This window comes from Acetatifactor sp. (genome assembly GCF_982438285.1).
The window spans coordinates 1-12,503 of the sequence record NZ_CEWDFQ010000055.1 but is presented as its reverse complement, the minus strand read 5'-3'; the positions used below and the strand labels follow the sequence as shown (position 1 = coordinate 12,503).

General features: G+C 49.9%; 11 protein-coding genes. 10 read left to right on the top strand and 1 reads right to left on the bottom strand.

The genetic code is table 11. The annotated features are described in order from the left end of the window. Positions 1-92: 92 nt before the first annotated feature. The 10 genes from AC1WIP_RS04440 (at position 93) to AC1WIP_RS04395 (ending at position 11,782) form a co-directional block, all read left to right on the top strand. Positions 93-1,379 carry a DUF5716 family protein gene (locus AC1WIP_RS04440; protein WP_481140681.1) on the top strand — a complete coding sequence of 429 codons (1,287 nt, stop codon included), beginning with the start codon at positions 93-95 and terminating at the stop codon, positions 1,377-1,379. Between the two features lie 14 nt (positions 1,380-1,393). After that, entirely contained in the window at positions 1,394-2,245 is an 852-nt protein-coding gene (locus AC1WIP_RS04435; protein ID WP_481140680.1) for a hypothetical protein, read from the top strand. Positions 2,246-2,287: 42 nt separating this feature from the next. Continuing rightward, positions 2,288-3,451, top strand: coding sequence for an AAA family ATPase (locus AC1WIP_RS04430; protein ID WP_481140679.1), 1,164 nt, complete (start codon positions 2,288-2,290; stop codon positions 3,449-3,451). A 163-nt stretch (positions 3,452-3,614) separates the two neighbouring features. Next, positions 3,615-4,322, top strand: coding sequence for a phosphoribosylaminoimidazolesuccinocarboxamide synthase (gene purC, locus AC1WIP_RS04425; RefSeq protein ID WP_318702661.1), 708 nt, complete (start codon positions 3,615-3,617; stop codon positions 4,320-4,322). 149 nt (positions 4,323-4,471) lie between these two features. Further along, positions 4,472-5,896, top strand: a complete 1,425-nt coding sequence (purF, locus tag AC1WIP_RS04420) for an amidophosphoribosyltransferase (RefSeq protein WP_481140682.1) — start codon at positions 4,472-4,474, stop codon at positions 5,894-5,896. A gap of 41 nt (positions 5,897-5,937) precedes the next feature. After that, positions 5,938-7,389 carry an adenylosuccinate lyase gene (purB, locus tag AC1WIP_RS04415; protein ID WP_481140678.1) on the top strand — a complete coding sequence of 484 codons (1,452 nt, stop codon included), beginning with the start codon at positions 5,938-5,940 and terminating at the stop codon, positions 7,387-7,389. A gap of 28 nt (positions 7,390-7,417) precedes the next feature. Then, positions 7,418-8,824 carry an amidophosphoribosyltransferase gene (locus AC1WIP_RS04410; RefSeq protein ID WP_481140677.1) on the top strand — a complete coding sequence of 469 codons (1,407 nt, stop codon included), beginning with the start codon at positions 7,418-7,420 and terminating at the stop codon, positions 8,822-8,824. Positions 8,825-8,978: 154 nt separating this feature from the next. Next, positions 8,979-10,268, top strand: a complete 1,290-nt coding sequence (locus AC1WIP_RS04405) for an adenylosuccinate synthase (protein WP_481140676.1) — start codon at positions 8,979-8,981, stop codon at positions 10,266-10,268. Positions 10,269-10,290: 22 nt separating this feature from the next. After that, positions 10,291-11,190, top strand: a complete 900-nt coding sequence (locus AC1WIP_RS04400) for a LysR family transcriptional regulator (RefSeq protein WP_481140675.1) — start codon at positions 10,291-10,293, stop codon at positions 11,188-11,190. Continuing rightward, complete coding sequence (locus AC1WIP_RS04395) at positions 11,180-11,782, top strand: HAD family hydrolase (protein WP_481140674.1); 603 nt, start codon at positions 11,180-11,182, stop codon at positions 11,780-11,782. The genes AC1WIP_RS04400 and AC1WIP_RS04395 overlap by 11 nt, the downstream gene beginning before the upstream one ends. Positions 11,783-11,869: 87 nt before the next feature. Here the strand turns inward: AC1WIP_RS04395 and AC1WIP_RS04390 are convergent, their stop codons facing one another. Next, a complete protein-coding gene (locus AC1WIP_RS04390; protein ID WP_481140673.1) occupies positions 11,870-12,217 on the bottom strand; it encodes a hypothetical protein in 348 nt (115 codons plus the stop codon). Positions 12,218-12,503: the final 286 nt, after the last annotated feature.

Here is a 12,503-nt window from a genome sequence, read left to right as displayed (position 1 = left end):
GTATGATACGCTGGATGGGCTTTTGGAGGAATACTACAGCAGAGAATATTATAACAGCGGACTCTTTTCGCTGATTTAAAGGGAGGGTGAATATGCTTGGTTTGTTGAATCATGGGAGACTGCTGGTGGGCTATGACATGGGAAACGACTATGCGCAGATCAGCTATGCCTTTTCGGACAGCGGAGAGATCGAAACCCTTTCCAGTGTGGCAGGAGAACAAAATTACTGTATTCCGGCGGTGCTGTGTAAAAAGCCTGGGGTGAATCAGTGGTTTTACGGCAAGGAGGCTCTCAGGCATGCGGAGGAGCAGGGAGGCATTTTGGTAGAAAATCTTCTTTCCATGGCCGTTGACGGGGAACCGGTGCAGATTGAGGGCGAAAGCTATCAGCCGGAGGCGCTGCTGGCGCTTTTTATGAAGCGCAGCCTTGGCCTCTTGTCACAGATCGCATCCCTGGACAAAATTTACGAGCTGGCGGTCACCTGTGAACGCCTGGAGGGGAGAACCCTTGAGGCTTTCAGGCAGGCAGTTTCGGGCATTTTACGCAAGACCCCGAGAGTGTCCTTTGAAAGCCATGAGGAGAGCTATTATCATTATATGCTTGGCCAGCCAAAGGAGCTTTGGGAGGACTGCTCCATTTTGTGCGATTACAGAGAGAGCCGGATTTTATTGTATCGTCTTGAGCCAAACAGGAACACGACGCCCACGGCGGTGTTTATTGAGGAAGAGACTTATCCCTTTCCTTCCTGGGAATCCCTGGGATCAGGGGAGGAGCTGCGAAAGATGAGGATGGAGCGGATGGACCAGGATTTTCTGGAAATTGTGCAGAAAGCCGTGGGAACCCGGAATGTAAATTCCTCTTTTCTGATCGGGGAAAATTTTTCAGAGCAATGGATGCAGGAATCTCTGCGCTTTTTGTGCAGGGGACGGAGAGTGTTTCAGGGAAATAATCTTTACAGTAAGGGAGCCTGTTTTGGCCTGCTTGCCAGGTACAGAGAAAACGGGGAGGAAAAAACCCATGTTTTCTTAGGGAAGGACAAGCTGCGGGCCAATGTGGGCATGAAGCTTATGCGACAGGGACAGGAATCCTATCTTGCCCTTTTGGATGCGGGGGGAAACTGGTTTGAGACAGAAAAGACACTGGAATTTTATCTGCAGGATGGAAACAGCATAGAAATTATAATTACGCCACTTATGGGAAAGGGCAGCAAGCTGGCGCAGATGATTTTAGAGGATCTGCCAAAGGGTCTTACCCGGCTTAAGGCCTGCTTTTCCATGACAAAGGAGAACCAGATGACGGTGGAGATAGAGGATTTGGGGCTGGGGGATTTCAGGCCGGCTACACACCGCATCTGGAAGGAAGCAATTACCATCTACTGACAGGAGGTTTTTTGGTGCGTATCAGTATTTGTGTAGGAGAATATGCGGCTGTGCCCTATTGTGTGCCGGGACTGGAGCTTTCCGTGCACTGTATTGAGGAGCTGTGCTACTGTATCAGAGAGAATGCCTTTTTGATCGACGCCTCTTTGATGAATGACGATCTGGTAAACTGGATTGACAAGGACTGCGGTCTTGCGGACCTTGCAAGGGAGCTGTATCCCATGGTACATAAAAAGGGTTCTTTGAGCTCTTTTGTGACTATGATTCTGGAATTTACGGGATTGTACGATGGAACCGTCACAGGGGAAGTGGAGCAGACCCTGAAAAAGGGTGCGGGCTTAAGCGGCATTGAGAAGCGGAAAAGCCAGATCGACTATCTGGTGAAAAAGAAAAAATATGGTGCGGCAATTCGGGGATATGAGGAGCTTTTAAGCCAGTGGCAGGAAATGCTTAAGGAAGGCGGCGAGCTTCCTGCGGGAAAGGTGCGCTCCGGCATACTTCACAACAAAGGAGTGGCGTTTGCAGGCCTGATGCTGTACGCACAGGCGGCGGAGTGTTTTCTTGAGGCGTATGGGATAGAGAAAGACAACAGGCTGTATGAGGATTATCTGGCAGCAAAGCGTATGGAGCTTGCCGAGGAAGCGTATATTGCCTTTGCGGCAGAAAATCCCCAGGGATATGAGGCGGCGTTAAAGCTGGAGCAGAAGATGGAGGAGCTTAAGAAAAATTGGCGTCTCCAGCCGGAATTCCTGCGTCTCCAGGAGAGAAAGGGCTTTAGAGGGGACGGGGAAATGCAGAAGTATTGTGAGGATAACGAGCAGATCGCGCAGGCGCTCAAAAGCAGCTACCGTATAAGCGCCGGATGAGGATGACACAACGATTTGCGCCGCTTTGGAATGGAGATTAACATGGGATTTTGGCAGAGGATATTCGGGAAGAGAAAAAAGAAGGAAGAGAAAAAAGAGGACTGGGACGAGATCGTTTATGTGAGAGACGATGTGGATTTCCACAGTAAGGAGGAGCGCGGCAGATATATCACGGGATGTCTGGAGCAGATCGCGGAGGCTTCCAGGGAAATGAATCTGCTGACGGGCGAGTATGCCCTTGTCACCTCCTATCTCACAGACATGGAAGAGATTGAGGCCCTTCCGGAGAAAGAGCGGGAAGAGACAGACAAGATTGCGCGCAGGCTGCAGGCCCTTGAGAAAGAACGGGAAACCTACCACGAAAAAAAGGACCGTATGGAGGATCTGGAATATTACCAGATGAGAAAGCAGGAGCAGGAGGTGGAAGAGGGCATTCGGAAAATCAAGGAAGGGGAAAGCTACGGGGAGCTGATCAAAAAGGATCTGCAGAGACTGGACAGAGAGCATCACGCCTACGAATTCAGAAGAGCGGAGCTTGACACTATTATGACCAACCTTAAGGGGATGGCGGTGATTTTTCTGACGGCCCTGGTAATCTGCATCCTGATGCTTCTTGTGCTGCAGTTTGTCTTTGAGATGAATACCTATTTGGGATATTTTCTGGCGGTGGGCGCAGCGGCGGCGGCCATTATTGTACTGTGCATAAAATTTATCGATGCAGAGCGGGAAAAGCACCGGGTGGAGGTCACCATAAACAAGCTGATACAGCTGCAGAACAAAGTGAAAATCCGCTATGTGAACAACACAAATCTGCTGGACTATCTGTATATGAAATATAATACGGACAGCGGGGCGAAGCTGGAAAGGCGGTGGGCGGCCTACCAGCAGGAGAAGGAGGAACGCAAGCAGTATGCGGAGGCGGAGGCAAAAACGGAGTACTACCAGAAGCAGCTGATAAACAGGCTTTCCAACTATCGTATTAAGGACCCGCAGAGGTGGATTCATCAGACCAGCGCTCTTTTGGACAAAAGGGAGATGGTGGAAATCAGGCATGAGCTCATTCTGCGCAGACAGTCCCTGAGAAAGCAGATGGATTACAACGATGGAGTGGCCCGGACGGCCAGGGAAGAAATTATGGAGATTGCCAGACAGTATCCCGCATATGCGGAGGAGATCATGGCCATGGCGGATCAGTACAGCGGGTGAAGCCAAGGCCGGCAGCATGAGCCTGATTTGGCCTATCTTGGGGAATTTGCGGGAATCCTGTATTGATTTCTGGAAAAGCGTAAGCTATAATATACCTTGTGTGAGCATTTTTCAATGTAAACTAAAGTGTGTATGCTGCATGGCGGCAGAATGGAGGACAGGAATGAAAAAATTGGAACAGCTTTATGAAGGTAAGGCAAAGAAAGTATTTTTGACGGATGACCCGGATGTGCTGATTGTGGACTATAAGGATGATGCAACGGCCTTTAACGGCGAGAAGAAGGGCACCATTGTAGGCAAGGGCGTTGTCAACAATAAGATGACCAATCATGTGTTTAAGCTTCTGGAAAAGGAAGGTGTCCCCACACACTTTATCGAAGAATTAAGCGACAGGGAAACTGCAGTAAAGCGCGTTGAAATTGTTCCGCTGGAGGTGATTATCCGAAATGTGGCCGCAGGCAGCTTTTCCAAGCGGCTGGGCGTTGCGGAGGGTACGGAGTTTACCGAGCCCACCATAGAGTTTTCCTATAAAAACGATGAGCTGGGAGACCCCCTGATCAACTCCTATTTTGCAAGAGCCCTGAACCTTGCTACCTGGGAGGAGATGGATACCATCAAGAAATACGCCTTTAAGGTAAACGAAGTATTGAAGGCATATTTCCTGCAGGCGGATATTAAGCTGATCGACTTTAAGATTGAATTTGGACGTTACCATGGACAGATCATTCTGGCGGATGAAACCTCCCCGGATACCTGCAGACTGTGGGATGTGCATACCAATGAAAAGCTGGATAAGGACCGCTTCCGCCGTGATCTGGGAAATGTAGAGGAAGCGTACAATGAGGTGTTTAAGCGCCTCGGACTTGCATAGAAAATAAAAAGATTTTGTGGACAAAGGCGTCCGAAGTCCCGGGGACTCGTACGCCCTTTGTCGTTTGTCCCCTGATGTGGTTAGACGGGATGCGGGCCCGGGCTCCAGGAAAGGTATGGAATAGGGTGACAGATCAGATTTTTGTACAGATGGACAGTGACGATAAGCTGCGGGAGGAATGCGGCGTATTCGGCGTTTATGATTTTGACGGAGACAATGTGGCCTCCACCATTTATTACGGCCTTCTGGCTCTGCAGCACAGAGGACAGGAGAGCTGCGGCATTGCAGTGAGCGATACCGCAGGACCCAAAGGAAGAATTTTAAGCAGTAAGGATATGGGGCTTGTGAATGAGGCCTTTACGCCGGAGTGCTTAGAACGGCTGAAAGGAGATATCGGCGTGGGGCATGTGCGGTATTCTACTGCGGGCAGCTCCACCAGAGAAAATGCCCAGCCTTTGGTGTTAAATTATGTGAAGGGGGCCCTGGGGCTTGCCCATAACGGCAATCTGATCAATGCGCCCGAGCTTCGCAGAGAGCTGGAATACACAGGCGCTATTTTCCAGACCACCATAGATTCGGAGGTCATTGCCTACTATATCGCCAGAATGCGGCTTAAATCAAGGTCCGTGGAGGAGGCGGTGGGACTGGCCATGGACAAGCTTAAGGGAGCTTATTCTCTGGTGATCATGTCTCCCAGAAAGCTGATCGGCGCAAGAGATCCCTTTGGCTTTAAGCCCTTGTGCATTGGAAAGCGGGGCAATGCGTATATTCTGGCCAGTGAGAGCTGTGCCCTGGAAACTGTGGGGGCAGAGTTTCTGAGGGATGTGCGTCCTGGGGAGGTTGTCACCATCTCGCCGGAAAAGGGGATTGAATCGGATATGAGCCGGGCGCTTCCGGAAAAGGATACTGCAAGATGTGTATTTGAGTATATTTATTTTGCAAGACCCGACAGCGTGATCGACGGCGCGGGTGTTTATCATGCCAGAATTATGGCGGGGAAGTTTCTGGCAATGGATTCTCCTGTGGAGGCAGACCTGGTGGTGGGTGTGCCGGAATCCGGAAATTGTGCGGCGTTAGGCTATTCCCTGCAGTCCGGGATACCCTATGGAACGGCTTTTGTGAAAAACGCCTATGTGGGCCGAACCTTTATCAAGCCAAAGCAGAAAAGCCGGGAGAGCAGCGTCTGCGTAAAGCTGAATCCCATCAGAGAGGCGGTGGAGGGAAAGCGGATCATCATGATCGACGATTCCATTGTGCGTGGAACCACCTCGGACCGCATTGTCCGTATGCTGAAGGAAGCCGGAGCTAAGGAAGTCCATATGCGTGTGAGCTCCCCTCCCTTTTTATGGCCCTGCTATTTCGGAACCGATGTTCCCGCAAGAAATCAGCTGATTGCCTGGAACCGTTCCGTTGATGAGATCAATCAGATCATAGGAGCAGATTCCCTGGCTTATCTGCGGCTGGAGCGGCTTGAGGAAATGGTGGGCGGTCTTGGCATCTGCAAGGGCTGCTTTACCGGAAAATATCCCATGGAGCCGCCCGCAGAGGATATCAGAGGAGATTTTGAGGCCTGAATTTTCCCCGGAAGCAAAAAGGAAAGAAAGAGGAAAAAGCAATGAGTACAGACAGATACCAAAGTCCGTTGTCGGAACGTTATGCCAGCAGGGAGATGCAGTATATTTTTTCTCCCGATATGAAATTCCGCACCTGGAGAAAGCTGTGGATTGCACTGGCGGAAACCGAAAAGGAGCTGGGACTTTCCCAGAACGGCGTTCCTGTTATCACAGATGAGCAGATCGCGGAGCTGAAGGCCCATGCGGAGGATATCAATTACGATGTGGCAAAGGCAAGGGAAAAGGAAGTGCGCCATGATGTGATGAGCCATGTGTATGCCTATGGACAGCAGTGTCCCAAGGCAGCGGGCATTATTCATCTGGGGGCTACCTCCTGCTATGTGGGGGATAATACGGATATTATTGTAATGACGCAGGCGCTTAAACTGGTGCGCAAAAAGCTGATCAATGTGATGAAAGAGCTCGCCGATTTTGCAGATCAGTACAAAGAGCTGCCTACGCTGGCGTTCACCCACTTCCAGCCCGCCCAGCCCACCACTGTGGGGAAGAGGGCGACTCTGTGGCTGCAGGAATTTTATCTGGACTTAGAGGATCTGGAACATGTGCTGGGGAGTATGAAGCTTTTGGGCTCTAAAGGCACTACGGGTACCCAGGCCTCTTTTTTGGAGCTTTTTAACGGAGACCAGGAAACCATAGACAAGATCGATCCCATGATTGCACAGAAAATGGGATTCAAAGAGTGCTACCCTGTGTCGGGACAGACCTATTCCAGAAAGGTGGATACCCGGGTTGCCAATGTGCTGGCAGGCATTGCCGCATCCGCCCATAAGATGAGCAATGACATCCGTCTGCTGCAGCACTTGAAAGAGGTGGAAGAGCCCTTTGAAAAGAACCAGATCGGTTCCTCGGCTATGGCCTACAAGCGTAATCCCATGCGCAGCGAGCGCATTGCGTCTCTGTCCAGATATGTAATAGTCGACGCCCTGAATCCGGCCATCACCTCAGCCAGCCAGTGGTTTGAACGGACCCTGGATGACTCGGCGAACAAGCGTCTTTCCATTCCGGAAGGCTTTCTGGCGGTGGACGGGATTTTGGATTTGTGTCTGAATGTGGTGGACGGACTGGTGGTGTATCCCAAGGTGATTGAAAAGCATCTTATGAGCGAGCTTCCTTTTATGGCCACGGAGAATATTATGATGGATGCCGTTAAGATGGGAGGCAACCGCCAGGAGCTGCATGAACGGATCAGAGAGCTTTCCATGGAGGCGGGCCGCAGAGTGAAGGAGGAGGGAAAGGAAAACAATCTTCTGGAGCTGATTGCTGCAGATCCGGCCTTCCCACTGACCCTGGAGGAGCTTGAGAAAACCATGGAACCGAAAAAGTATACGGGCCGTTCCAAGGAGCAGGTAGAGGCCTTCCTGCGGGATGTGATTTACCCTGTTCTTGAGGCCAACAAGGAGCTTCTGGGAGTCAAGGCCCAGATTAATGTGTAAAATAACGCAATTTTAAGGGAGAGCAGACATGGGTGGTTTTTTTGGAGTCGCAGCAAAGGAAGACTGTGTATTTGATTTGTTTTTCGGAACGGATTATCATTCCCATCTGGGGACCAGACGGGCGGGAATGGCAGTGTACAGCAGGGAATCTGGTTATAACAGGGCAATCCACAATATTGAAAATGCCCCCTTTCGGACGAAGTTTGATAAGGATGTAAATGAAATGAGCGGAAATCTGGGCATTGGCTGTATTTCGGACTACGAGCCCCAGCCCTTGATGGTACGCTCCCATCATGGAACCTACGCCATTTCCACTGTGGGGAAAATCAACAACACTGACGCTATTTTGAAGGAGCTTTTTGCAAGGGGACATTCCCATTTTCTGGAGATGAGCGGCGGGGATATCAACGCAACGGAGCTGGTGGCCGCTATTGTCAATCAGAAGGACAACCTTGTGGAGGGCATCCAATATGCCCAGGAGATCATAGACGGCTCCATGACGATTCTGATTATGACCCCCAAGGGAATTTATGCGGCCAGGGACAGGCTTGGCAGAACGCCGGTGGCAGTAGGGAAAAAGGAGGGCGCTTATTGCGTATCCTTCGAAAGCTTCGCCTATCTGAATCTGGGGTATGTGGAGGAGAGAGAACTGGGGCCGGGAGAGATTGTAGTGGTTACGCCTGAGGGAGTGCGTACCCTGGTAAATCCCGGAAAGGAAATGAAAATCTGTACCTTTTTGTGGGTATACTATGGCTATCCATCCTCTTCCTATGAGGGAATCAGCGTGGAAAAAATGCGCTATCACTGTGGGGCGCTTCTGGCTGAGAGAGACGATGTGAAACCGGATATTGTGGCGGGGGTGCCGGATTCCGGAACAGCCCATGCCATCGGCTACGCCAACCGCTCCGGCATTCCTTTTTCCAGACCCTTTATCAAGTACACGCCCACCTGGCCCAGGTCCTTTATGCCGACCATACAGACCCAGAGAAACCTGATCGCCAAAATGAAGCTGATACCGGTACACGATCTGATTCAGGGAAAAAGCCTGCTTCTCATTGATGATTCCATCGTGCGCGGAACCCAGCTGAGAGAGACCACGGAATTTCTCTATCAGAGCGGAGCCAGGGAGGTTCATATACGTCCCGCCTGTCCGCCTCTTTTGTATGGATGTAAATATCTGAATTTTTCCCGTTCCTCCTCGGAGATGGACTTGATTACCAGACGAGTGCTCAAGGAGATGGAGGACGAGGGCAAAAAGATTGACTTAAAAAATTATGTGGATCCGGATACGCCGGAGTACAACGAGATGGTACAGCGCATCTGCAGACAGCTTAATTTTACCTCGCTTCGTTTCCACAGGCTGGATGATATGATCAAATCCGTGGGGATTGACAGAGAAAAGCTCTGCACCTACTGCTGGGATGGAAGGGAGTAAAATAATTTGAGCTTATAATAAACATAATAAATATTGATTTTATTTATGATCTGAAATAGTGTATACTTGGTAAGGTTTGTGAAATAGAACACGGACTATAAATAGAAATGATTACCGGAGATACAATGCTTTGCGGTGAGGAATGGAGGCCAAAATGGTAAAGGCAGTAGTAGGAGCAAACTGGGGCGATGAGGGAAAGGGAAAGATTACGGATATGATGGCGAAAAACGCAGATATCATTGTGCGCTTTCAAGGCGGCGCAAATGCGGGACATACCATCGTGAACAATTATGGAAAATTTGCGCTGCACACTCTTCCCTCGGGGGTATTTTACAGTCACACCACCAGCGTGATCGGAAACGGCGTGGCGTTAAATATTCCTCTTTTGTTTCAGGAGATCAAGTCTATTACGGACAGGAATGTGCCCATGCCTAAGATATTGGTGTCCGACAGAGCGCAGATTGTGATGCCCTATCATATTCTTTTCGATCAGTATGAGGAGGAGAGGCTGGGCGGAAAGTCCTTTGGCTCCACCAAGTCAGGCATTGCACCTTTCTATTCGGATAAATACGCAAAGATCGGCTTCCAGGTCAGCGAGCTTTTTGACGAGGCTCTCTTAAAGGAAAAGGTGGAGCGCGTGTGTGAGATGAAAAATGTGATTTTGGAGCATCTTTATCATAAGCCTCTCATTGATCCAAAGGAGCTTTTGGAAGAGCTTGGGAAATACAGGGAAATGGTCGCTCCCTATGTGTGCGACGTGTCTGCCTTTTTGGACAAGGCCTTAAAGGAGGGAAAGACCATTCTGCTGGAGGGACAGCTGGGAACCTTAAAGGACCCGGATCACGGTATTTATCCTATGGTTACCTCTTCCTCTACGCTGGCGGCCTACGGCGCTATTGGAGCCGGACTGCCTCCTTATGAGATCAAGGAGATTGTCACGGTATGCAAGGCTTATTCCTCTGCAGTGGGAGCAGGTGCATTTGTATCTGAAATCTTCGGGGACGAGGCGGATGAGCTGCGCCGCAGGGGCGGTGACGGCGGAGAATTCGGCGCCACTACAGGACGTCCCAGGCGTATGGGCTGGTTTGACTGTGTGGCTTCTAAATACGGGTGCCGCCTGCAGGGGACCACGGATGTGGCCTTTACGGTACTGGATGTGCTGGGGTATCTGGATGAGATTCCTGTGTGCGTGGGCTATGAAATCGACGGACAGGTGACCACGGACTTCCCTGTGACTGCAAAGCTGAATAAGGCAAAGCCTGTGCTTCAAAAGCTGCCAGGCTGGAAATGTGATATCAGAGGAATCAGAAATTACGAAGAACTGCCGGAAAACTGCAGAAGGTATGTGGAGTTTATCGAAGAACGGATCGGCTACCCCATCACTATGGTCAGCAATGGGCCCGGCAGAGAGGATATTATTTACCGCAAAAGCCCTCTGAAATAGCTGATGGATTGGAGAAGGCGGTATGACGGGAAACCTGGAGTACTACAAGGTATTTTATTATGTGGCGCGGCTGGGAAGTGTGACCAGGGCGGCTGCAGAGCTTTCTATTTCCCAGCCGGCGGTGAGCCAGTCCATAAAGCAGCTGGAGCGTCAGCTGGAGGTACAGCTTTTCCACCGGGCGGCAAAAGGGGTGCGTCTCACGAAAGAGGGACAGATCCTTTTTGAGTATGTGGAAAAGGGATATGAGCAGATAGAGCAGGGAGTGGGGAAGGTAAGGCAGATGCGGAATTTCGACATGGGAGAAATCCACATTGGAGCCAGCGATATGACGCTTCGGTATTATCTGCTTCCCTTTCTGGAGCGGTTTCATGAGAAGTATCCGGGGATAAAAATAGCCGTCACCAACGCGCCCACTCCAGAGACACTGCGCTTTCTGGAGGAGGGGAGAATCGATATGGGGGTGGTCAGCACCCCTTTTTTAGAGGCGGCGGGCTTAAAGGCTGTTCCCGTCCGTGAAATTGAGGATATTTTTGTGGGGGGACGAAGGTTTATCTCTTACAAAAATAAAATGCTGGATTTACAGGAGCTGGAGAAGCTTCCTCTTATTTTTTTGGAAAAAAATACAAGCACCAGAAGCTATATGGACGAATTCCTCTTGCATAACGGTATTGTGGTACAGCCGGAATTTGAGCTGGCCACAAGCGATATGATCGTGCAGTTTGTACTGCGCAATCTGGGAGTGGGCTGTGTGGTCCGGGATTTTGCCAGGGAGTATATACAGTCGGGACTTTTGTTTGAGCTTCGGTTTAATAAAATTATACCAAAGAGGAGCTTCTGTGCGGTGAGAAGCACCAGGGGGCCTTTATCTGCTGCTGCGGAAAAATTATTTGAATTGATGGAGTATAAGGAAAATGATTCGTAATATTGTATTTGATATCGGCAATGTGCTGACTGACTTTCGCTGGAGGGAATTTTTACAGGACAAGGGCTTTGACGACGATATGGTGGACAGAATCGCAAGGGCTTCCATCATGAGTCCCTTCTGGGAGGAATTTGACAGAGGGGATTGGGACGAGGAGAGGCTTCTGCAGGAGTTTATCAAGAATGATCCGGAGATTGAGAAGGAGCTGCGGGCGGCCTTTCAACAGGTGAACGGCATGGTAACTTTGCGGGATTACGCCATTCCCTGGATAGAGGAGCTTAAGGGAAAGGGGTATCGTGTGCTGTATCTTTCCAACTTCTCCTATAAGGCTTATGTGGAATGCGCCGATGCGCTGGTGTTTCTGCCCTACATGGACGGCGGCATCCTCTCCTACAGGGAAAGACTTGTAAAGCCTTACCCTGAGATTTACAGGCTGCTCATGGACCGGTATTCTTTACAGCCGGAAGAGACAGTGTTTTTGGACGATACCCTGAAAAATGTGGAAGCGGCCAGAGCCCTTGGCATTTGCGGCATCCATTTTAAGTCAAAGGAACAGGCCTGCAGGGAGCTGGAAGAGCTGGGGGTTCGCTAGCCTTATGACATGACGTTGGGGTCAAAAGGTCTCCCCATTCTGACGCTTTGTGACCGAAAACTCTTTTAATCCCAACATCATGATATGTCAGCGCCCTGGCTCCTCTTTGGATTTTCCGCCCTCCGGGGCCGCTTCCTTCTGCCTTGGTGTGCTGCCAGGGTTTAAGTCTGCGATGGTAGAGCGGTTTGTGAGTCTGCCGAAAATCCATATGTAAATCCAGAGCACCAGCGGCAGCGCTATGGTTGCAAACAGACAAAGCTGAAACAGGCTGTCTGCAGCCTTGCTGCCGAAAATGGCTGCAAATAATGTCACCACATACAGAAGCACCAGAAGCGCAACGCCTGCCATGGCTGCGATCTGTTTTGGGGTGACCTTTTTCTTTTTTTCGGAATTTTCTCCGGAATTTCCATTTTTACTTTTGAAATCCTCATTCATATCTGACAGATCCCTTCCTGTTTGATGGGATTATCATATCATTTTGCGGAAAATGTTGCAAGCAAAGTCCCCGGGCCTATACCCATATGCCCTTTGGCATACTCTCATAAGTCCGGGAACCTTTATAAGGGGAGGATTAAGTATTATTTTTATCTTTGGTAAGATCAAAGGAGGGGGTCCAATGATAGTAGTAGTATGACACGGGAAAAAAGTTTTATACATGGAATTCGAAAATTTTTATGTTTTTTATTTCTTTTATTGTTTTACCGGACAATCTGTTATATAC